The following is a 23,654-nucleotide window of genomic DNA, read 5'->3' on the forward strand; positions in this document are numbered from 1 at the left end:
CTTATTTTATTGTTTTACTTTAACAAAGTTTCACATTCGTCCTTCGTCCCTCATCATTCGTCATTTCTCCTCTTTTCCCTCGCTACATTCCCCCTTTTCTGTCATACTTCCCCCTATTACCTATGCCCTAAGACTCCACACCACCCCATTTTCTCATTTTCAAATTTGCTAATTCTCTAATTTCTCTTCCCCTTTTTCCGTCCCTACATTCCCCCTCTCCTTGGGAGAGGGACGGGGTGAGGATTCTCTTTCTTTCGCCTCGAAACCCCGTTTTTACCGTTTTTAGCCTTGTTGTATTATATTATGAACCAACTATTTACATACCCTTTCTATACCAATCGTCCAAGATTCGTATAAGCTTCCTATAAGCTCTCTATAAGCTAACCCCACCCATCTAATAGCCTTTTTTCATCAAAATTCCTCTTAATCTTCTTCCGAATCTCTCCGTTTTCTTCCGAAAGTTCAGAACTTCTCTAAGATTCTCCAAAAACTCCGACGAACCTCTCTCCCCATTTCACAAGGCGTAGGCTTGATTTTGTTTAAAATTTGTTTAATTTCTGAGGCACAGCCTCATTCCTCTAACTCAAACTCGCACCTCATTTCCTCATTTGCTAATTTTCTAATTCTCCAATTCTCTAATTTTCTCATTTCTAACATTATTTGGTATTAAAGAATTATTTACTATCTTTGCCCCAATCTATACAAAAGAAAAAATGATGAAAAGAACGATACAATATTTGCTCACAGGTGGAGGAGTAGTTTTGCTCTCTGGTTTTTTGGTCAATGCAATGTCAGTTAAAAAAGAAGAAAACAACATCTACGAACAAGCAGAAGCCGAAGTAGCCCAGAACCCTCTTTCAGCTCAAGAAACTCATCATAAAAGCGATTTCTCTAATGATTACAGAGTTTTTGCCATCGATTTACCCGAAAAATTAGACTTTGCTGGTGAAAGAGTACCTTTGGAAGACCCCGATGTACACGAGCGCTTAGACCGAGAGCTTATCGTAAATACCTATTGGCAATCCAATACTTTGTTGGTGCTCAAGCGTGCTAATAAGTACTTCCCTATCATCGAACCTATCCTCAAACGCAATAATATCCCCGATGATTTCAAATATTTAGCCATCATAGAAAGCGGACTCACCAATGCGGTATCACCCTCCGGTGCAAGTGGCTTTTGGCAACTTATGAAACCCGCCGCTCAAGAATACGGCTTAGAAGTAACCGACCAAGTAGATGAGCGTTATCACATAGAAAAAGCTACCCAAGCTGCCTGTGATTATTTAAACAAAGCTAAGCGCAGTACAGGTTCGTGGACGATGGCTGCCGCTGCTTATAATGCCGGTATCTCAGGAATGAATAAGCAAACTTCTTTTCAAGAAACTAATAATTATTATGATTTATGGCTAAGCTCCGAAACTTCACGCTATGTATTTCGTATTTTAGCCCTAAAAGAGATAATGAAGCACCCTAAGAAGTACGGCTTCATCTTCGAGAAGAAACATTTGTATAACGAACTGCTCACTTACAATGTAATGGTAGATTCTACCATCGAAAATCTCACCCAATTTGCCAAGAGCCAGAACATTACTTATAAAGACCTAAAACTATACAATCCTTGGCTACGCGATAAAAGGCTAGATAATATAGATGGCAAAGCGTATTATATCAGGATTCCCAAGAAATAGTTTTTAAGAATAAATATTAGAAAGTAGAAATTTTCAAGTGTTTGACATTCTTGGGCGCAAACTGTTGCAATACTTCTACCTTGCCATTAGCAAGCCAAAGGTGTTGTGTCTCTGCAGTAGCATCATCGTTCAGTAAATGATGTTGAGAAAGTATATTGCGCGTTTGTTTAGCTACCGCATACCCCGAATCTATTACCTTTATGTGTGGAGGAATGAGTTCTTGTATTTGTGGTAACAAATAAGGGTAATGAGTGCAACCTAACACCAAATAATCAATCCCTTCGGCAACCATAGGTAAGAGGTATTTGCGTAATAATAGCGTCATTTCAGGACTTTTTATACGTCCCGCTTCTATAAGGTCTACTAGTCCCTCCCCTACTTGTTCTATAATTTCCACTTGCTCTTCTTGTTTAAGGTGCTCACTGGTTTTAGCAAAAAGGTCGCTGGCAAGTGTACTGCGGGTTGCTAATACCCCTATTTTCTTAGTAACACTCTGCAAACTCGCAGGTTTTATAGCAGGTTCTATTCCTATAAAAGGTACTTCTTTATATTTATTCCTCAAATACGATATAGCATTGGTAGTACCCGTATTGCACGCTACTACTATAATTTTTGCATTATTTTCTAACAGAAAACGCGTATTGGCATCGCATAATGCAATGATTTCTTCCTTAGTCTTCTCACCATAAGGAGCATTTTTATTATCTGCTATAAACAGGGTATTCTCATTAGGCATTAGCGCGTTTACTTCTTTCCAGATAGTAGTCCCCCCTACTCCAGAGTCAAACAAACCAATAGGTGCTGTGCGTGATGTTGAGTGAATCATTTTAAAATAAGGTTCTTTTCAGTTGCAAAAATAAAAAAAAGTGTTCACTTAGCGAACACTTTTCATAAGAAAAAATATCTAATAATTTAAAAATCTACGAACTAAAATCCTAAGTCCTTTTTAACTGTACTGTAAAGGTCATCTCCTGTAGCTACAATCACGCTTGAGCCTGCACTTGAATCCAATACGTACTGAAGTCCTTTTTGCTTAGCAATTTTCTCAATAGAGCTTTTTACCTTTTTAAGCAATGGCTCTACCAATTCTTGTTGCTTTTTCTGTAAATTCTCAGCAGCAGTTTGTTGTGTTTTACGGATATTTTCTTCCATAGTTTTAATTTCCTCTGATTTTTTGAGGAATTCTGCTTCACGAGCTTTAAGTTGTGCCTCTGTAAGAGCAGCAGCTTCATTCTGATACTTTTGAGCCTTAGCTTGCAATTCTTTAATAGCTGCTTGAATATCGTTCATATATCCTTGCTCCATTTTCTTTAATTGTGACTCTATTGATTTTCTTTCAGGCATTTCTTCTAAAAGTTTTTGCACATCAATATGAGCGATTTTCACTTGTGCAGTAAGCATTGTAGTAGCTCCTAAGAATAGAGCCAATGCAATCATCAACGTTCTAATGTTTCTCATCATCTGTTTGTAATATTAGTTATTTAAAAATTTTTACTGATTTGTTGTAGGCGTTTGTGTTCTCGCCTCTTGTTGTTTTTTAAGGCGCTCGGCTTGTTCTTTTTCACGTTGCACCCTTTGCTCTTCAAGTTTCTTTTGGCGTTCAGCTATTTCCTTCTCACGCTGTTCTTTCTGTTCTTGTAACTTCTGTTGGCGTTCGGTTTGTTCTTTGTCGCGTTGCGCCTTTATAGAATCGCGCTGTTGTTGGAACTTCTGCTGACGCTCAGCTTGCTCTTTCTCACGTTGTGCTTTAAGGGCATCGCGCTCTTGTTGGAATTTCTGTACACGTTCGGCTTGTTCTTTTTCGCGTTGCGCTTTAAGGGCGTCTCGTTCTTGTTGGAACTTCTGCTGACGCTCGGCTTGTTCTTTCTCGCGTTTCGCTTTGAGCTGTTCGCGCTGTTGCTTCATTTCTTCAGTCTTGCGCAAACGTTCTTGTTCGTATTGTACTCGGCGTTGCTCACGTGCTTTTTCAGCTTCTTTACGTTTCTTAACACGTTCTTCTACAAACTCAAAATCATAGCTTTCTTTTAAGAGCTGAGCCATATCCTTATTTCTATCTTCGGCATTGTCTTTCTTTTTCAAGGCACGAAGCACTACTTTACTCAAGTTATGTTGTTCATTAGAGAATAACATAGTGGCGTCACTCTTCTCAAAGATAAAGTCGTATTTACGCATCTTGCCTATCTCTTGCACTATATTGAACACTTGGTCTTGGATAGGCTTAGCAAGCATAAACTTTTGGGTGATATACTCTCCTTCCTTAGCATCAAACTTCTGCTGTTTATAGGCATTCAAGTTGTATTCTAACAGAGCTATTTCTTCTTCTTTATCTTTGATAAGCTCGGGAGTAAGTAAAGCTTTCTCAGCTTCTAACTTATCTTTTTCAGCCTTTATCTTTTCTTGGCGTTTGGCTATTTCAGCCTCCCATTGCTCTACTTGTAAGGCAAACTGCTGGCTTGCTACTTTATAATCTTCGAGGTGTGATAATATGTAATCCATATCCACATAGCCAATACGAGATGGCTTTTGTGCATAAGTAAAACAGGCACTACACAATAGTACTATAAATAACGCTTGTAGTTTGTTCATAACATTTATCAAATGTATATACTACTTTTTAGCCTTCTCTTTTCATAAAAGAAAATATCGTGCCAAAAATTAGAATTGTTGTCCAAAAATAAAGTGTGTTTGCCAGCCACTGCGGTTATTGCTATTGGCAGGGTTATCGAAACCATACCCAAAGTCAATACCCAGCATACCGAACTGTGGCATAAAGAGTCGCAATCCTAAACCTGCTGAACGCTTAATCTGGAAAGGATTAAAGTTCTCTAATCCATTGTGTACATTACCTCCTTCGGCAAATACTAAGCCATAGATAGAAGCCATTGGTTTAAGAGTAATAGGATAACGCAATTCCAGAGAGAACTTGTTAAACACAGTCTCGCCATCATCGGCGGAAAGGGCATAGTTTTCATACCCTCGCATTTGTATGTTTTCACGTCCGTCCATCGAGTAATAGCCTAAGCCATCGCCTCCCATAAAGAAACGTTCAAAAGGTACTATACCGCGTTTACTGTTATAAGCTCCCAAATAACCAAAATCAGCACCAAACTTTAATACAAATTTACTGTAAATATTGGTATACCAAGCTGAGGTAAATTTAAGCTTATAAAACTCTAACCAGTGAAAACGCTCTTGGTCTATCTGTGCTATTCTTTCAGAATCGCCGTTATTAGATGCTGTTTCACGTTCTTCAAGCAGTTTGCCATAATCTACCTTATTGAACAATGAGTAAGGAGGGGTAAGCTTCGCACTAATAGTAAAACTACTTCCTGACATTGGATAGATAGGGTTAGGACCACTTGAGTTACGCGATAGCGAAATAGTATAAGCTAATGAATTAGAGTTACCATCTTTAAAAGTGAAGAGTCCTAAATTAGGATAATTCTTCAAATCATAATGCTGATAGCTTAAAGTATGAGCGATTTGGAAATAATCATCGGGGACTCTCAAACGTTTGGCTAAACCTACGCTTATTCCGGTGATATACACACGTTTACTCTTATCTACATCATAGCTCCTGTAACTATACCCGAACTGTTCGGTTCTACTAAATGATACTGAGAACTGCACAGGCTGTTTACCTCCCATCCAAGGCTCAGTGAATGAAAACCCATAAGTACGGTAGTACCTACTTATTTGGAAACTGAGTGATAGTGCTTGACCGTCGCCCATAGGCACTGGGCGATAGGCCTTAGGGTTGAACAAGTTGCGAATAGAAAAGTTATTGAATGAAAGGGCAAGTGTACCTATGAATGAGCCTCCACCGTACCCTCCTTGCAACTGCACTTGGCTTGAACCTGTTTCGGTGAGTTTATATTCTATATCTACGGTTCCTGCATTAGGGTCGGCATTTTTAAACTCTGGATTGATGTTTTGAGCATCGAATAGTTGCAACTGCCCTAACTCACGAACGGTACGCACTACGGCATCTTTGCTATATAGATAACCAGGACGTGTGCGCAACTCGCGATAAATTACATAGTCGTTAGTCTTTTCGTTACCTGTTACTGATATTTTATTAAAATAAGCAGGCTTTCCTTCTACCACGCGTATTTCGAAATTGATAGTATCATTTACCACTGAGGTTTCTACAGGGTGTATTTGCGAGAAGAGATAACCACTATTTTGATATAAATTGGTTATATCTTCGGCATCGGGTTTGGTATTGTCTTGAATGCGTTTTTTGAGCAATACTCCGTTATATACATCGCCTTTTTTGATACCCAATACTTGATTGAGTACACGGTCGTTATAGACTGAGTTTCCTAAGAAGCGGATATCACCGAAATAATAACGCTTCCCTTCTTCTACTGCTATTTTAAGACTTACGTTACCGTCTTTATTTTTAATAAGTGTATCGTTTACCACACGAGCATCGCGATAGCCTTTTTCTTTATAGAAATCTACGAGGTTTGTTAAATCTTCGTCGTAGTCTTTCTTAACATATTTGGAGCGTTTCCAGAAACGACCGAAACGCACTTGTTTTGTCTTTTTGAGCTTCTTGCGCAACTTGGCTGAGGTGAATTGCTGATTGCCTTCAAAAGTAATTTTATCGATTTTTACCTTATTACCCCTATCGATGTGAATGAGCATATCTACACCATTGGCATCGGTAGTATCTATTTTGGTATCGATGGTTACTTTGGTGTTGAGATAACCATCTTTTCGATATTTATTAGTGATATAGTTTTTAGTATTAGCAATAAGGCTTTCGTTTACCTTTACTCCTTTTTTAATTTCGGCATCTTTAAGGAGGGTTTCTGCTTTTTTCTGTCCGATACCTGTTACTTTTACATCGACTAATGAAGGTGTTTCTTTGATAGCTAACTCTAAGAATACGGTATCACCTTCTACGCGCTTGATATAAATATTAATATCGCTAAACAACTTATAGCTCCATAGCTTATGAATGATGGAGCTGAATTTTTCACTGGGGATTTCGATTACATCACCTACTTTCAAACCCGAAGTAGTGAGGATAGTTTGTTCGTTATAACGTTTTGCGCCAGTAACTTCAATGCCACCAATTGTATATTTTCTTCCTTTTCCTAATGATATTCTATCTTCTTCTTGTGCACTTACAAGGCTTACAAAAGCCAAGAAAGCAAGCAATAAAAATTTTTTCAGCATAGTTTTACGTAAGTTGTTCGCTTGTTTTTCCAAATCGTCTTTCTCTATTTTGATAGTTTGACAGGGCTTCTTCTAAATGTTTTTTTGTGAAATCAGGCCATAATACTTCAGTAAAATAGAGCTCGGCATAGGCTATTTGCCATAATAAAAAATTGCTGATGCGCTCCTCACCGCTGGTGCGGATAAGTAAGTCTACATCGGGTAAGTCGTAGGTGTATAGGTGTTTTTGTAGTGTTGTTTCGGTAATTGTATTAGCAATAAGTGTGCCTTCTTTTACTTTTGCTGCAATTTCTTTTATAGCAGTTAGGATTTCTTCACGTGCTCCATAGTTGAGGGCTAAGGTAAGGGTAAGCCCTGTATTGTTTTTGAGTTTATCGATAGAAGCAAGTAGGGCTTCGCGTGGTTTAGGAGGGAAACGGTCTAAATTGCCAATGGTTTTGAGGCGTACATTATTCTTGTGCAAATTATCAACTTCCTTTTTCAGGAACTTTACCAATAGTTCCATTAGGGCTTTTACTTCTAAGGCGGGTCGTTTCCAATTTTCGGTAGAAAAGGCAAAAAGAGTGAGGTATGGAATACGGTGTTCCACACAATATTCCACTACTTGTCGCACAGTTTGCACTCCTTTTTCGTGACCATAGGCTCTGAGCAAGCCTTGTTTTTTTGCCCAACGCCCATTACCGTCCATTATAATAGCCAGATGCTTTGGATAGTTTGTAATCTCCATTGGTTTTAAGTGAAATTATCTACAATAGCAAGGCCATTCGCCGAAGGTGTAGGTAAGGGTAAGACCTGAGAAGGCGTACCAGTCGTAACTTCTTCCTATGTTACCGAATGTAAAGGATTTTCTTTCGGGTGCACTACCATCGACGTTGTTAGTAAGGGCAAAACGGAAAGCTACTTCACCTCCTAAAACAAGCCTTCGAGTGATTTTAGCTTTAAAACCAAAAGCTACGGGCACAGCCACATCGAAGTCGCGACGTGTAGTATCGGTAGCTTCAACGGGTTTGGGAGAGGAGGGGTCGAAGTACAAATCGTCGTGCCAAAGCCCAGCTATACCTACGAACACATAGGGGGTCATAGGCATATCGAGCAAATTGCCGATTCTGTAGCTAAAGAAATTGAACTCGGTGCCTACTGCCAAATCGGTAATATCACTTGAATAAGCGAACCCTCGGTTGCGTTTACCAGGGATATCGGATTGGACGTCGTTAGCTCTAAGTTCGGACTTAGTAACCTGCACACGAACTGCCATACGTTCGTGGAAATTCCATTTATATATCCCACCAAAAGCGATTTTGTTAGGATATAAATAATAGGTTCTACCAACATCTGAAATGGGGTTGCTTCCACCTAAGAAAACACCGATTTCGTGTTGCTGTGCCGATGCCATATGCATCGCCAATAGTATCAATGTAATGTGTATAAATCTGTACATACGCTATTCTATGCAAGGCGCAAATATACGTGTTTTATATGAAATAACATTTATTATTTCCTATTTTTTTATTTTGGATTTTTTAATTAGCTGTTAAAATTCTTTATATATCATTGATTATTAACACGATATAAGTATATTTATTTTTATAAAGAATTATAAGTTATCGGGGCAATTTGTGAAAAGTGGGTAGATGAAAGGTGCTTGTGAGTAGGTAGCGAGAAGTACCTTGTGGTTGCTCTGTGAGACATCTGACGGATTTTTAATAAACCTTAAACGGAACTACAGTGGCTCTACAGTGGCTCTACAGTGGCTCTACAGTGGCTCTACAGTGGCTCTACAGTGGCTCTACAGTGGCTCTACAGTGGCTCTACAGTGGCTCTACAGTGGCTCTACAGTGGCTCTACAGTGGCTCTACAGTGGCTCTACAGTGGCTCTACAGTGGCTCTACAGTGGCTCTACAATGAAGACTAACTGAAGATTAATGGAATACTAACTGAATATTGATTGGACTTATAGTGCTACTATCTGCTCATATCACTGGTTCTACTAGTTAGACTTGTCGGACATAAAAATAAGTAGCGTAAGCTCGATGTAAAATAGCCAACGAATACTCGGAGTGGGGTATGCGAGAGATTGTGTTTCAGAAATTAAACAAAATTGATTTCAAAATTAAAATAGCATCAAGACTGCGCCTTGTAAAATAACAATGCAAGATTCAACTTTGCCAAAGGTCGTAGCACGAGGGGCGATTAACTTTGGCAAAGTGTATACTGCAAAAAAGACTCATCATCAGAATTATTTATCGAACTGATATCAACTTTTAATTTCGTGCATTTGCTCTAATTGACAAATTGGCAGGTTTGTAGATTGGTATTATTTTTGTAGTTTTGCACCCTAATTAAAAGAAAAAATTGCTATGGCAAACATTGAAAAGATAAAATGCCTAATTATAGGCTCAGGTCCTGCGGGCTATACTGCCGCTATTTATGCCTCTCGCGCCAATCTTAACCCTGTGCTTTATCAAGGCGAACAACCTGGCGGACAACTCACTACTACCTTTGAGGTAGAAAACTTCCCTGGCTATCCTGAGGGGGTAATGGGCAGCGAAATGATGATGCAGTTAGAGCAACAGGCTAAACGCTTTGGGGCTGATATTCGCAACGGCTGGGTGACTAAGGTAGATTTTTCGGCTCGCCCACACAAAGTATGGGTAGATGACCAAGAGCTCCACGCTGATGCTGTGATTATCGCTACGGGTGCTTCGGCTAAATACTTAGGTTTACCCTCAGAACAGCACTATTTGCAAACAGGAGGAGGCGTATCGGCTTGTGCTGTGTGCGACGGTTTTTTCTACCGCAATCAACACGTGGCTATTGTAGGGGCAGGCGACTCGGCTTGTGAGGAAGCGCTTTACTTAGCGAACATTTGCTCGAAAGTAACAATGCTCGTGCGTCGCGATGAGTTCCGCGCTTCACAAATTATGAAGGAACGCGTGCTCAATTCGCCAAAAATAGAAGTGCTTTTCAATACTGAAACTGAAGAGATATTAGGTGACGGACAAGTAGTTACGGGCATTAAAGTGCGCAACAACAAGACAGGGGAGATAAGCGAAATAGCTATCACAGGTTTCTTTGTAGCTATCGGTCACAAACCTAATACCGATGTGTTTAAACCTTATATCGACACTGATGAGGTGGGTTATATTAAGAATGTAGCGGGCACTTCGCTCACCAATGTAGCAGGGGTGTTTGTAGCCGGTGATGCTGCCGACACACGCTACCGCCAAGCTATTACGGCAGCAGGATCGGGCTGTATGGCAGCGTTGGACGCAGAGAAATACCTTCTTACTCTTGAATAGGTAAGAGGTAAAAGATAAGAGATAAGAAAGCGCGATGTTTAGAATAATAAACATCGCGCTTTGCTATTTAACCTGCCAGCTATCGCTGGATTTGTTTCTTACTTTTTACCTTTATTTTAAACTAAGCTTATGGTTGATAATTCTATCCATATAGTCTTGCATAAAGGCTTTTAAATCTTTGATACCTTTTTGTATTTCGGCATTGTCTTCTTTGCCCAAGAGATTGTTTTTGAGAGCACCGTCTTCTTTCTTGTACACTCCGTTTACCTTGCCTGTTTCGTCGATGATATAGATGTAATTACCTTGCATCATTTGGTACATAAGCGCATCGGAGATAAAAGCGCGAGGCATTTCATCAGGAAGATTGGCAAACACACTGCGCCCCCAAGAGCGGAAAGGCTTATGGTAACCCATTAGGTCTACTAACGAAGGATAAATATCTATTTGCTGAGTAATATCTGAATTTACCCCCTTTGGCACTAAATTAGGGTTAGGGCTGTAGAACATAATTGCCGCTCCTTTGCCTGTAATAGGCTCTTTGTAAAGGTCGTAATAGATTTGGTTAGGGTGATCATTGACAAAAGCAAAGATAGTATTGTTATACCAAGGTTGTTTTTTAGCACACTCAAAGAATTGTTTGAGAGCGTAATCGGTATAGCCAATACATTGGTGAATTTCTAAGTTGCCTTTAGGGAATTTGCCCTCATATTGCTTAGGAATTTGAAAAGGGTGGTGGGAGGAGAGTGTGAAAATAGTGCCTAAGAAAGGTTGTTTCTTTTGAGAATAAGTCCTGCACATATATTGGAAAAAAGGTTCGTCCCAAATTCCCCAGTGTCCATCGTCATCAGCATCGTTATTGTACTCATTTTTACCATAATAATGGTCGAAACCTAAGATATTAGAAAAACCTAAGAATCCCATAGAACCATTGGGTGCTGAATGGAAGAAAGAGGTATCGTAGCCCATTTCTTTGGCAATAGACACCAAAGACTGTGTGGGTTGCTTCACATAAGGTGATGAGGTGTAAGCGACTTGAAAAGAGGGGATTCCTGCTAGCATTGACGACATTCCGTGTATAGACTGACGTCCTGTGCAATAAGCATTGTCGAGCACAAGTGAATGTTGCGCTAACGAGTCTAAGAAGGGAGTATACGACTTAAAGTCAGGAATATGGGTTTTAGTATTCATACAGCCCCAATACTCTTTACCGAAACTTTCTAAAATAAAGAGGACGACATTGGGCTTGGTAGCTACTTCGCGGTTGTACTGCTTAATAGGTTTTAAACTCTCATTGATGTAGGCTTCATCTACAAAGTGATATTCTTTAAATCCTTTGTTCTTACCCATACTGCGAATGAGACAAAAAGGCGTGTTTAATATCGCATCAGCCTGAGGAGCTGTATTTACGTGTCGGCTAGCATCGAGCATATTGATAGGGCGCGTATCCGAAGTAAAACCACCGCCTCGTATAGCCATCATTATCAGAGTACCGAAGCCTAAGAAAAATACAGCAGACCAACCAAAATAAGATTTCTTTTGAGCAATAGGCACTTCGACGTTTTTCACGCGTTTATAAAGGAAAACCCAAAGAGCTATCAGTAAAAAGAAGCCTACGAACATATACCAATAGCCTCCTAAAAAGCTACTGAATATTTTCATTTTGTTGTTTTCGTGTTCTATAACTGCAAACGATGCCGAAGTAAGGCGAGACTTGCTAAAAGGATAGTATGCCATATCAATAAAATTGGTGGCATAAGCAATCGTATTAGGTATAAAGTACGACCAAAAAACTACTTTCTGAAACTTCTTATGGGTATTTACCCACAAAGGTAGTAAACTGAGCAGTATGAACAGCAAATTAGTGTACATTATAGCACAGTTATCAAACGCCAATCCATAATAGAAAAGGTCGGATGTGTTATAATCACCCATCAGTCCGCGATTCATATAGATAAACAAACCACGTGCAATAGCATAAAATAAGTATACCAAGAAGATACGGTATAAGAAAACTACATATTCTCTGATTCTCATTGTATTTAATTTTAAGTGAATTGTAATAGCAGAATTATAAAGGCTAATACGCACGAAGCGATAAGTACACCACGTGCGCGTTCGTTTTCATAACGATTGATAAAAAAGAAGAAGATAGCAAGGTCTAACAGGGCTCCTAAGAGTATGAGTTTCCCTAAATATCTCTTGTAATAGGCATCTTGCAAGGTAGTAGCAATACTAAATTTAGAGAAAATAAGCACATAGGCTATCACCCCTATCACATTTACAACAATACCTGCTATAAAACCAATGATTTGGTCTTTGCGTTTTTGATTTATATTTAAAAATCCCATTGCTTTAACTCTTGAATATTTTGGTGAGCCGTAAGGTCAAATTGAATAGGCACTACTGAAATATAGCCGTTTTCGAGAGCCCATTGGTCAGTATCAGTACCTTGGTCTTCATTCACAAAAGTACCTGTCATCCAGTAGTACACTCTTCCTTGCGGGTTCACGCGTTTGTCAAAACTTTCTATCCAGCGCGAACGTGCTTGACGGCATACTTTTACGCCTTTTATTTCTTCCTTCTTGATATTAGGTATATTCACATTCAGTACTGTCCCTTTGGGCAACCCATTAGCGAGTACTTTTTGGGCTATATGCTTTATATAGGCACGTGCTTGCGAAAAGTCAGCATTCCAACTGGAGTCTAATAATGAGAAACCAATAGCAGGAATGCCCTCAGTACCCGCCTCGATAGCAGCACTCATCGTTCCTGAGTATATCACGTTGATAGAAGCATTGGAACCGTGATTGATACCACTCACACAGAGATCGGGCAGACGACCGTTCAGCACTTCGTGTTTGGCTATTTTCACACAGTCGGCAGGTGTACCACTACAAGCGTATTCGCGAGTAGCTCCGTTATGTGAAGGCATAGGGTCGCAGTACATAGTAGTATCGAGGGTAACGGCGTGCCCTTTACCACTCTGTGGCGAATCAGGGGCTACTACCACTACTTCGCCTAATTCTTTCATTATGTCTATCAGATAACGGATACCAGGAGCAGTAATACCGTCGTCGTTTGTTACTAATATTAAAGGTTTTTGCATACTAAAAAGTAAAGACGCGTTTTGTAGTCGCGTCTTTACGATGTGCAAAAGTACACAAATTTTAAATAAAAGCAATATTACATATGAAAAATATATATTTTTACATCAGTTGGATTTCATCTACAAACAATAAGGCTGGTGTGCCTTTACCCTCGTGCCATTCAGGGATTACGGTACCTTTGAGCACTACTTTCACATAGCGAGTTTTAGTTTTAGCAAAGTTCAAACTGATAGGCACGCGCTTGATAGGGTCGGTCTTCTGGGCTATCTTCAAAGGTTGCTGAGTGATGAGCTGAAAGTTTTTTCCATCAGCAGAGCTGTAAATAGCAACTTCTGAGGCTGGAAATATCCAGTTAGGCGTATCGGACAAAGAACCTGTTTTGAGATTGCTAATTTCTTCGTCTTTACCTAAATCGATTACTGCTTCTACTCCCACTCGACCAGGAAAGCCCACCCAATGCCCATCGATATAAGAATCTTCACCTATTTGGGCATCTACTAAGGCAGTAGCCCCTCCAAAAGTGTATTTAGGATTAGTTTCAGTGAGTAATTGTATAGGCTTGTAAGTAGCCTTATTAAATAACGACTGGTAGCTAAACACTCCGCTTATAGTATCTTTATGCACAGCTACTGCTTTTAACAGCACCTCGTTGCTGAGTTTGATAGGCTGGGTATAAAGCGTTTTGGTAGCATCAGGAGTAGTGCCATCGGTGGTGTAGTACACCTTGCCATCGCCTACGGTGAGGAGTTCTACCTGAATGCCATCTTTCTTAGGATCGGGCTGAATGACAGGTGTAACGCCCAAGATGTGTTTGGCATAATGATACCCCTCTTTTTGGTAGTAATTGAGTAAGTTGCCTAAACGCTTCAAAAAGTCAGCATAGTTCTTTTTCTCTGGGGCTGTCCATTGTACCTCAGCTAAGGCAGCCAAACGCGGCAAGAGCATATACTCAGCGTGTGCAGGACTCGAGATGTACTCTGTCCACAAATTAGCTTGTGCTCCTAAGATGTATTTACCTTGTTCGGGAGTGAGTTTAGGGTCGATAGGTTCGTAGTCGTACACCTTTTTCACGGGGAGGTATTCACCTATGGACAGTGGTTCTTTACTAGGGTCTTCGCCTTGGTTATAGTCGAAATACAAACTGTAATGCGGAGTCATAATAGCACGGTTGTGGCGTTGAGCAGCGGCTATACCTCCTTCGGTACCTCGCCACGACATTACAATCGCGTCTTGTGAAATGTTATCTCCCTCCAAAATCTCGTCCCAGCCTATTATCTCTCTACCTTTCTTCTTGAGGAACTGCTCTACGCGCGATACCACATAGCCTTGTAGTTTCTGTTCGGCAGTGTGTTCAGCGTCGCCTTTTAAGCCCAACGCTTTAATTTTAGCCTGACATTTAGGGCACTCTTTCCAACGTGTTTTAGGACACTCATCACCTCCTATATGAATATATTTAGAGGGGAAAAGTTCGGTAATTTCGTCGAATACGCCTTCTAAGAACTCATAAGAAGCCTCATTGCCAGCGCAAAGTACATCTTCGAAAACACCCCATTTGGTACCTACTGCATAGTCCTTGCCTGTACAACCCAACTCAGGGTAAGCCGTGAGCACAGCTAAGGTATGTCCGGGGATATCTACCTCGGGAATAATCGTAATATAGCGGTCTTGGGCGTATTTTACAATCTCTTTAATCTGTTCTTGGGTGTAGAACCCGCCATAAGGTTTGCCATCAAATTGGTGGGGTTTATCTTTGAGCAAATGCCCAATAAGCGTTTCTTTGCGTGTTGAACCTACCTCAGTAAGGCGAGGGTATTTTTTAATTTCTATACGCCACCCTTGGTCATCGGTGAGGTGCCAATGGAACTTATTAAGGTTATGAAGTGCGAGTATATCAATGTACTGCTTGATAAAATCTACTGTAAAGAAATGCCTGCTCACATCAAAATGCATTCCCCGATAGGCAAAGCGAGGCGCATCGTCTATCACAGCCGTAGGGAACGCTAAGGATTTAGGTTCTGTTACGTCAATCGACTTGCGCAAGGTTTGTATGCCGTAGAACACACCTGCGGGACTTGCTCCATCGATAGTAATTTGCTCACTTGCTACGGTAAGTTGATAAGCCTCTTGGTTAGTTTTTTTAAGGTCGGTTTTAAGACGAATAACCTTCCCACTGTTCACATTGGGCTCAGTGGTAAGAGTAAGCCCTGTGATTTCTTTAAGATAAGAGGCAAGGAATTGGGCATTCCTTTGTAGTAAGGCATCATCTTGTGGATAGGTAATCACGGTTTGAGCATCGAGCTCAAAAGGTTTCTGATGGGTATAACTAATGGATTGTGGTAGCGGAATTACCTCGTAATGAATTACAGGCTCAGTGCCTTTACAAGCCATAAGACATAGTGTTACTAAACTAAATATAAGTTTTTTCATTGGTGGTGGTTTGATTTTTAATATTTAATAGTTGGGATATATTGTGCTCGATAAAAAGTAAAAGGCAACATAAAAGAACGTTTTATGATGGGTGTTTCGTTGCGGTCGGTAATGATAATTTGTTTTTTGGTACTCAACGTGATTAGTAACAAGTACTCACCTATAAATTGTGCATTGCTACGGTTTGATGAGGCTAAGTCTTTGGGAAGTGCTACTGCCATAGGAACTGTTACTGTTTTGCTTTGTTCATTCACTTTATACAAAATAGCTCTCGAGCCTGTATCGGAATCTGAACGCGCATTGTCAATCACTAACACCTCGTTAGGTGCTTTCGGGTTAGCACAGTGCATTCCGTGAGTAAAGTATTTTTTCTCAGGTTTTATGGTGCCATTTTCGCCTATGCGATATAGTAACTTCCCTGTTTTACCGTCAATTTTCCAAAGTTCTCCATAACGATTAAACGTCATATAGTAATTACCTTCGCTATCGTAGTTAAAGGAGTTGGCGTGTAGCCAATCTTTTTTTACTCCTTGTATTTTTATATTAGGATCGGTAGTGGGGTCTACATAATCAAAACAACTCCATTGCTGGGTGATTTCTCCTCTTCTATTCATAATCACAAAACCATCACCTTTTACAGTATCGGTGGTTGTTCCGCCTTGTGCAGTGAGGTCGAAAGTTTTATCAATATAGGTTACTAATCCTATACTACCATCGGGCATAGGGCGACACTCGTGATGCACTTCCCGTCCGTTAAGTGCAGGAACAGTAGCAAAGTCTTTTTGAAATACTACCTCCCCAAAGAGGTCTATAATTTTAATACTTTTAGCATTGAAAGTATAAGGACTTCCAACAGGGTAAGTAGGATTGGTAAGAATGTAAAACTGCTGACGCTGTGCATCGTAATTTACGACCAAAGGCTCTTCGGGCACTTGCTCATACCATACTACTACTCCTTTAGTATCTGTTAGATAGATGGCTTTTGTACCATTCATACGGGCATTTGCAAAAAAATAACCGCCTATATCTTCTTTTAGGTCGTCTATCAGTAATGTTGCATTAGGAAGAAAAGCCTCCACACTTTTTGTTTTAAAGGTTTTCACTGCCGACTTATCTCCTTTCTCGGTAATGATTTGGCAACTGTATTGCCTATCGGGTTTGAGGAACAATAGCGTTTTACGTTCTATCCCTTTGCCCTGATAGGTATTGGTTTGCTGTACTTGTTCCGGATGGTTCACTTCCCAATAAGCTATATGGAAGGACGTTTCTCCGCTGAAAGTTGCTGTTACTTCCGCGCGAAGGTTATTCGTCTTGCTCAAAGACACCTCAAAATCGGTAAGATTACTCTGATACGGAGGGACAAAAGGGTCTTCTTTTTTAGGGGGAATAGGGTCTTCTTTTTTAGGGATAAAAAGTTCGTCTTTTTTACAAGAAACTAATACCCCCCCTATGATTAAAAACAAAATAATAATCGATTTTCTCATATTTTAAATCTTTCTTGTTCCTATATGTTATTTCAATAAGAAAAAAGCGTTAGTCTTTATCGGGATTTACAGGCTCAATAGCATTACTAAAAGGCTCATATGTCACATAATCCCACAAGGCATAATGGTCTCTGGTAGGAATACGGTCGCCTATAAAATCTATATTTTCTACACTGCAAAAGATACGGAAAGGATACTGCTGCCCATAGTTGAGCTCCGTATGAAGGTGTTGCACCCCATCGATGAGCCACGTAGCAATATAATGGTTGTTCTGCGGATTGATAGCTAATTTAATCTGAAAAGTATGCCATTGGTCGCTGTCTATAAGCACCTCAGCATTTTGCTTCCAAGGATTATTCTGGCTGGTCATAAACACCACTACCTGCCCCTCTTTTGCGCCCAACTTCTTCCTGCGTTTGGCATCACCTGAGCCTACTTCAAAATCTATCTCGTGCCCCTCACTGTTATACAGAAAAGAGCCTATACTTGCCCAAGCACCCGTTTCCATCGGCGGAATGTAAGCACGCCAAGTGTAAATACCTGCCCCGTAACGGTGTACTGTTTTTTGTTTTTTGCGCTGTTCAGTATGAGCTTTCGTCCATATTTTCAGTGCCCAACCATCTTCGGCGTAAGAATCACTTACCACTTTGGCATAAGTTTCTTTGTCCTTCCCTTGTGGGTAATCCTCGTCCTGATTACCTAATAACCAACCGTCAAGCGTTTTAAAATCCCATCGCATCACTTTGGTTTTATCAATGGTCACCTCAGGAATATCACTCGATTGTTTGCTACAGCTTACAAAAGCTGTCCAACACATTGCCATTAAAAATAGATTTACTCGTTTCATATGCTTTTATTTTTTCGTTTTTGCTTTGTTTAAAATTCTCTTTTGCTTTATTGTTTCTTCGCTATTCCTTCTCCGTTTCTTCTCCGTTTCTTCTCCGTTTCTTCTCCGTTTCTTCTCCGTTTCTTCTCCGTTTCTTCGTCTTTCCTTCGTCTTTCCTTCGTCTTTCCTTCGTCGTTTCTTCGTTCATTATTCGTTATTGCATCGCTACACTCCACCTTTTCCGTCATACTTCCCCTAGTGCCTATAACCTAAGACCTCACACTTCCCCATTTACTAATTTTCTAATTTACTAATTTCCTAATTATCCCTTCTCCTTTTCCGTCATACTCCCCCCTAGTGCCTATGGCCTAAGGCCTATTGCCTATTCCTCTTTCTTTCGCCTCGAAACCCCGTTTTTGCCGTTTTTTGCTTTGTTGTATTACAGTATTAATCAATTACTTACATACCCTTCCTATACCAATCGTCCAAGATTCGTATAAGCTTCCTATAAGCTCTCTATAAGCTAACCCCACCTAATTTACAGCTCATCTTTTACCTTTTATCTAAATTCCTCCTTTTGAAAATCTCCGTTTCCTTCCGAAAAGCTCAAAAACTCTTTATCCTAATAATTTTTCACTTTTCACTATACAAACTGGTGTGAGGGTTGTAATGAATACCGTTTTAACTAACAACAAAGCAATTCTATTAATATTCTATAAAGGTAGATAATTACAACCCCTTTACCAGCCATTTATAAAAGCAATATGTAAGTCTCGTTTTATTAGCGAGGTTTATAAGAATAAGGATATGGTTGATAAGTTACATAATCCCATAAGCCTACAACATCTTCTGTAGTAGGACGTTCTCCTAAAAAGTCTAAGTTCTCTACACTACAAAATATATGAAATAATTTTTCTTGTCCATAGTTTAGTTTTGACTTATAACGGTCTACTCCGTCTATAGCCCAAGTAATGATATAGTTCTGACCATTAATAGCTTGATTTATTTCCAATCTTATCTGAAAAGTATGCCACGATCCTTTATTTCTCTCATCAACTGTAACAATCTCAGTATCGTGATGTAGTTCTGGATTATTTTGGCTTGTAATATAAGCTATCAACTGATTGTTTTTCGTTGCGTGAGCTTCTCTTCTTTTTCTAACAGTTCCTGAACCAACCTCAAAATCTACTTCGTGTTGGTCATCATTATAAAGCCAAGAACCTACGCTCACTCTTTCACCAATATTCATTGTAGGAATGAAAACACGCCAAGTGTAAATCCCTGCACCAAACATTTGTTTTGTCTTTAATTTTTTCCGCTCTTTTGTCCCTGCTTTTGTCCATATCTTCAAAGCCTTACCATCGTCACAACCATCTTTATAAACTGATGAACAATGGTCTACATTCTTATTAGGTTCTTGGTTGGCTAAAATCCAATCTGAAAGAGGATAAGAACTAAAGTGCCATCTGTAAGTTCCAACAGGATTATCAGGCTTAGGGTCAGGTGTAGGCTTAGGTGTAGGAACTACAGCTCCACCATTGGGCGTATACTTAACATTATCCCATACACCTGTTGTAGGAGTGGTAGCAGGTTTATCACCTACTTTTGGTAAGTTCTCTACACTACAAAAGATATTGAAAAGGTTGTCTTGACCATAATCAAGTGTTCCTTCCAATTTATCCTTTCCTTCTCTTCCATCTACTGTAAGGATAGCGTGATAATTACCATTCACTAACTTCAATTCTATCTTAAACCTATGCCAATCTTGTTGGGTAATAGCTATCTTTTTAGTTGCCATTCCATAACCACCCAATTCTGCTATTACTTGATTATCAGTAAGTCTCATTTGGGAGCGTTCCGCATTCTTTCCTGAATAGACTTTGATAGCCAATTCGTGATTGTCATCTTTGTAAAGAAAGCAATTCACACTCGTTTGGGCTCCTTTCTCGAATTTAGGGACATACAATCTCCACTCATATACTCCCGCTCCATATTGTCTTACAGTTTTGAGTTTGTTGCGTTGCAAAGTATTCACCTCTGTGTGAATAATAAGTCCACCGTTTGTACAGCCAGGGCTATGTTGTATCTTATAGCAATTAGGCTTACTGTTCTGATTGGCTTCTATCCAATCGTTAGAAGGAGCATCAAACTCCCAAAACATTACCCCTTTTTGAGCCTGTTGTGCAGCATTAAGCGATTGCCCATCGCTTGATGTAGTTGTTGCGTTGCGGGTAGTTTCCTCAGAATCTATCTTACAACCAACATAGATGAACAAGGTCATCACCAATGAAAAAATAAATGTTTTTTTCATACTAAAATCATTAAGTTGTATGCTTTATTCTTAGTTTTCTTTTTAAGAAAAAGAGGCTGTCTCGTTGTTGGAGGTGAGACAGCCTCAGAAAAATCAATTTGCCATTTATAGATAAACATCGATTACTACTAATAGGCGGTATATTCAATAAAGTTAAACTTCGTTTCTAAGTGTTTTGTAAGAGCTTTATCGAGTTTAGCCCATTTCATCCAAGGTCTATTAGCAGCTGCTTCGGCTATAAAGAAGAACTTAAATTCATCTTCACCATAATTTGCAACTAAAGTTTTTAATACCTTACCATCAATAGAGTAAACAATAGTATACTTGTTATTTACTTTTTTAAGGTCGATGGTAAGTTTGTAGTCTTTGTTAGCATCTAATAAGCCAACATATTCGTCTACCGCAGGTTCAGCTCCTTGTATATATAGCAATAACTGATTGGGTTTAGCTCCTAAACGAGTACGATCCTCTTCTGAGCCTATACGAGCCATCATTAAAAAGAGGCGTTCAGTTACTTTCCCTTTTTCATCTTCTGCATAATAATAAAGATTAGCTCCTGATTGGAATTGAGTACCCGCAGGAATGGTTGATACATCGGGGAAGCGGACAGACCACGTATATTTTCCATAGCCCATTTTCATACCCAACTTGTATTGTACCTTAGCAATAGTATTACCACTATCTACTCCTAACACCAATTTACCACTATCTACTTTAGCAATACCCCATTTCAACCAATCGTCGGGGAAGCTGTTGAAAGTCCATTTCTTTACTTCTCCTGTATCTGGTTCTGGTTCTGGGTCAGGTGGGTTAAGTTGGTTTTGAGGTTCTGTAGGTTCCATAGAATATGAGTAGGGAGTATAGGTTACATAATCCCATAAGCCATAATTATCTTTATAAGGCCAGCTATCGCCTACAAACTTCAAGTTCTCAGTACTACAAAAGATATAAAAAGGGTGCTCTTGCCCATAAGTGAGTTGCTGAGCGGCACACTTTACATCATCAATAAGCCAAGTAGCAAAATACTTTCCTCCTGCTAATTTTAGGTCAATTTGGAACGTATGCCACGCATTCTTCTTGATTTTTATTTTTTGGTGTAAAGCTGGGTTATCCTGGCTGGTAATATAAGCAATCACTTCATCATCAGCAACTCCTAAGGCATCACGGTCTTTAGCCGTACCAGAACCTACCTCAAAGTCCAGTTCGTGTTTATCGCTATTCCACAACCAAGAACCTATGCTCACACGTTCAGTAGTTCCTAAATCAGAGATATAGGCACGCCAAGTGTAGAGTCCTGCTCCGTATTGTTTTTTAGTTTTGAGCTTTTTACGCTCTTTGGTACCTGCTTTAGTGAATATTTTCACTACTTTACCATCTTCAGCTTGTGTATTGCTCTCCACTGAAGTTTGTGAAATATTAGCCTGTTCTCCTTGACTGGCATTAAGCCAATCATTGGTATTATCAAAGTTCCACTTCACTTGCTTAGCAGTAACCAAACTGCCTTCTTGTGGAGTTCCTATCTCACTGCGTGGGTTATCGCTAAAACGCCCATCTACATCGCTCTTGTCGCAGCCTATCATACTAAGCATCGCAACAGCCATCAGTATTGGTTTTGTATAGGTTTTCATATGAGTTTACATTTAAGATTATTGTTCTCTAAAAGAACGGTTGTTTTGTAGGTCAGGGAATTTGTTACTATACACCCCTGGTATAGGGTAATACCTACGTTTGTCATAAGGTTTAAACGGATTGCTGAACTTAGGATACACTTTCCATTCAGGACTCAAATCATAAGGATTCTTTACTACATTAGGGTCTCTTCTGGCATTTAAATTGGCTTCTTTAGTTTCCAATTTTTGTTTAACAAGATCCATATAAGCATCTAAGCGGTCTTTCCATAATCCCATACGGATAAGGTCTACACGACGAACTCCCTCCATATTAAGCTCAAACAAGCGTTCATCACACAATTTACTACGCATATCTTCTTTAGAAGCAAAGTTTGCCAAGGTATAATTGTGGTTGCTATTTTCAAAAGCTCTCTCACGGATTTTATTAATCAAATCCACTGATTCTTGAGTAGGTCCATTGAGCTCATTAAGGATTTCAGCCTTGCAAAGCAATACATCAGCATAACGCAATAAGATGAGGTTATTAGGTGTATTATAATTATAGGTTCCTGGTTTCGTATATTTGTATTTTTTAGTATATATCGCATCATTCTCTACTATTTGCGGATTACTTTTTTCATTCCTAAGCGTTCCTACTTCATTAAGTTTAGGAGATATGTACTTTATAGGTTTTCCGTACACGTTGTTGAAAGAAGTTACAATAAGCTCTTTGAGGCGTTGGTCATCACTATCAAACTTCCAGTACAATTCCAGAGGCATATTGATATTGTTCCAGCCCATATCATATTCCCAAGGAGTGAAATACAAAGCTAAATCTGAAGAACCTGAGGGCACTTTATCACTTGCTCGTATAGCAAAGATAATCTCGTTATTATTTAAGGTTTCTGGCTTAGAAGGGTCGAACACATCAAACACTTTAGCTTGTAAGGCGTATTTACCTGAGGTTATCACTTGGTCTGCATACATTAAAGCAGCTTGCCAAGCAGCGGTAGCATCTTTACCTTCTTCACGCAAACGCCCTGCTTTACGCATATTAAGACGCATCAAATAGCCATAAGCCGCGCCTTTGGTAGGACGACCTGAAGCTCCCTCTGTTGTAGTACCCCATTCATCGGGAAGGTTATTAGTAGCAATGAGCAAATCTTGTTCTATTTGGTCATCTAATTCCTCAACAGTAGCCAAAGTAGGGTTAGCATCAGCTTCGTAGAAACCATTTGTTATCAAGGGTACTCGATAAAAAGCATTGGTAAGCTGATAGAAAGCAAAAGCACGCAAAAAGTGGGCTTCGGCTAAAAGCTCTGGTTTCTTATCGGCGGTTTTGAAACGAGATTCAGGAATCATTGAGATATTGTCAATAGCAGTATTGGCACAACCAATCATTTGCCAGTTACCATTGTAGCATCTCGCAAGTTCTACGTTGCCAGAGAGACCATTTTCATTGTATATCTCAAAAGCAATACCATCTTTAAAACAGTCATCAGTAGACATATCGTTGATGTAGAAGTTGCTTGTGTGTGTAGCCCCAAGAAGGTAACGATAAATTCCGTTTACACCTTCTTGTGCATTTTCTTCGGTAGTATAGGCGTTATTAGCATTGTAAACCGAAGTTAAATCTTCTTTGAGTTCACAAGCGGTAAACGAGAGTCCCAAAAGGCCTACCAATATATATAATTTATAATTCGTTTTCATTA

18 protein-coding genes are annotated in these 23,654 nt (G+C 39.6%); 3 read left to right on the top strand and 15 right to left on the bottom strand.

All coding sequences use genetic code 11. The annotated features are described in order from the left end of the window. Positions 1-713 precede the first annotated feature (713 nt). Positions 714-1,688 (top strand): lytic transglycosylase domain-containing protein, encoded by a 975-nt coding sequence (locus HMPREF1320_RS04770; RefSeq protein ID WP_009417606.1) that lies wholly within the window; start codon positions 714-716, stop codon positions 1,686-1,688. Positions 1,689-1,704: 16 nt separating this feature from the next. Here the strand turns inward: HMPREF1320_RS04770 and murI are convergent, their stop codons facing one another. From murI to HMPREF1320_RS04800, 6 genes are all read right to left on the bottom strand, one after another. Continuing rightward, positions 1,705-2,514 (bottom strand): glutamate racemase, encoded by an 810-nt coding sequence (gene murI, locus HMPREF1320_RS04775; RefSeq protein WP_009417701.1) that lies wholly within the window; start codon positions 2,512-2,514, stop codon positions 1,705-1,707. 101 nt (positions 2,515-2,615) lie between these two features. After that, the gene (locus HMPREF1320_RS04780) at positions 2,616-3,149 is read right to left on the bottom strand and encodes an OmpH family outer membrane protein (RefSeq protein ID WP_009419153.1); all 534 of its coding nucleotides are present in this window, start codon (positions 3,147-3,149) and stop codon (positions 2,616-2,618) included. A gap of 30 nt (positions 3,150-3,179) precedes the next feature. Then, on the bottom strand, positions 3,180-4,274 hold the full coding sequence (locus tag HMPREF1320_RS04785; protein ID WP_009417703.1) for an OmpH family outer membrane protein: 1,095 nt from the start codon (positions 4,272-4,274) through the stop codon (positions 3,180-3,182). Between the two features lie 69 nt (positions 4,275-4,343). Continuing rightward, on the bottom strand, positions 4,344-6,878 hold the full coding sequence (gene bamA, locus HMPREF1320_RS04790) for an outer membrane protein assembly factor BamA (protein WP_034554163.1): 2,535 nt from the start codon (positions 6,876-6,878) through the stop codon (positions 4,344-4,346). Positions 6,879-6,882: 4 nt separating this feature from the next. Beyond that, a complete protein-coding gene (locus HMPREF1320_RS04795) occupies positions 6,883-7,605 on the bottom strand; it encodes an isoprenyl transferase (RefSeq protein ID WP_009411260.1) in 723 nt (240 codons plus the stop codon). Positions 7,606-7,620: 15 nt separating this feature from the next. Then, positions 7,621-8,316 carry a DUF6089 family protein gene (locus HMPREF1320_RS04800; RefSeq protein WP_034554165.1) on the bottom strand — a complete coding sequence of 232 codons (696 nt, stop codon included), beginning with the start codon at positions 8,314-8,316 and terminating at the stop codon, positions 7,621-7,623. 287 nt (positions 8,317-8,603) lie between these two features. Between HMPREF1320_RS04800 and HMPREF1320_RS11100 the strand changes: the two genes are divergently transcribed. Continuing rightward, complete coding sequence (locus tag HMPREF1320_RS11100; protein WP_111973044.1) at positions 8,604-8,783, top strand: hypothetical protein; 180 nt, start codon at positions 8,604-8,606, stop codon at positions 8,781-8,783. A gap of 452 nt (positions 8,784-9,235) precedes the next feature. Beyond that, on the top strand, positions 9,236-10,177 hold the full coding sequence (trxB, locus tag HMPREF1320_RS04805) for a thioredoxin-disulfide reductase (protein WP_009417680.1): 942 nt from the start codon (positions 9,236-9,238) through the stop codon (positions 10,175-10,177). Positions 10,178-10,288: 111 nt separating this feature from the next. On the opposite strand, the gene HMPREF1320_RS04810 is transcribed toward trxB, so the two are convergent. The 9 genes from HMPREF1320_RS04810 to HMPREF1320_RS04855 all read right to left on the bottom strand — a co-directional run bounded on the left by HMPREF1320_RS04810 (position 10,289) and on the right by HMPREF1320_RS04855 (position 23,652). After that, positions 10,289-12,211 (bottom strand): LTA synthase family protein, encoded by a 1,923-nt coding sequence (locus tag HMPREF1320_RS04810; RefSeq protein ID WP_009417635.1) that lies wholly within the window; start codon positions 12,209-12,211, stop codon positions 10,289-10,291. Positions 12,212-12,222: 11 nt separating this feature from the next. Further along, positions 12,223-12,525 carry a hypothetical protein gene (locus HMPREF1320_RS04815; protein WP_009411254.1) on the bottom strand — a complete coding sequence of 101 codons (303 nt, stop codon included), beginning with the start codon at positions 12,523-12,525 and terminating at the stop codon, positions 12,223-12,225. Further along, positions 12,513-13,283, bottom strand: a complete 771-nt coding sequence (gene surE / locus HMPREF1320_RS04820) for a 5'/3'-nucleotidase SurE (protein ID WP_009417643.1) — start codon at positions 13,281-13,283, stop codon at positions 12,513-12,515. Before surE ends, HMPREF1320_RS04815 begins: the two co-directional genes overlap by 13 nt. 100 nt (positions 13,284-13,383) lie before the next feature. Continuing rightward, positions 13,384-15,711, bottom strand: coding sequence for a family 20 glycosylhydrolase (locus HMPREF1320_RS04825; RefSeq protein WP_034554167.1), 2,328 nt, complete (start codon positions 15,709-15,711; stop codon positions 13,384-13,386). Between the two features lie 17 nt (positions 15,712-15,728). Then, positions 15,729-17,195, bottom strand: a complete 1,467-nt coding sequence (locus HMPREF1320_RS04830) for an aryl-sulfate sulfotransferase (RefSeq protein WP_009417655.1) — start codon at positions 17,193-17,195, stop codon at positions 15,729-15,731. 49 nt (positions 17,196-17,244) lie between these two features. Next, the gene (locus tag HMPREF1320_RS04835) at positions 17,245-18,042 is read right to left on the bottom strand and encodes a hypothetical protein (protein ID WP_009417713.1); all 798 of its coding nucleotides are present in this window, start codon (positions 18,040-18,042) and stop codon (positions 17,245-17,247) included. A 760-nt stretch (positions 18,043-18,802) separates the two neighbouring features. Then, positions 18,803-20,332: a hypothetical protein gene (locus HMPREF1320_RS04845; RefSeq protein WP_009417619.1), complete on the bottom strand. Its 1,530-nt coding sequence runs from the start codon at positions 20,330-20,332 to the stop codon at positions 18,803-18,805. Between the two features lie 128 nt (positions 20,333-20,460). Next, a complete protein-coding gene (locus HMPREF1320_RS04850) occupies positions 20,461-21,960 on the bottom strand; it encodes a hypothetical protein (RefSeq protein ID WP_009417654.1) in 1,500 nt (499 codons plus the stop codon). An 18-nt stretch (positions 21,961-21,978) separates the two neighbouring features. Next, complete coding sequence (locus HMPREF1320_RS04855) at positions 21,979-23,652, bottom strand: RagB/SusD family nutrient uptake outer membrane protein (protein ID WP_009417616.1); 1,674 nt, start codon at positions 23,650-23,652, stop codon at positions 21,979-21,981. Positions 23,653-23,654: the final 2 nt, after the last annotated feature.

Source organism: Capnocytophaga sp. oral taxon 335 str. F0486, assembly GCF_000277665.1.
Taxonomy (GTDB): Bacteria; Bacteroidota; Bacteroidia; order Flavobacteriales; family Flavobacteriaceae; genus Capnocytophaga; species Capnocytophaga ochracea.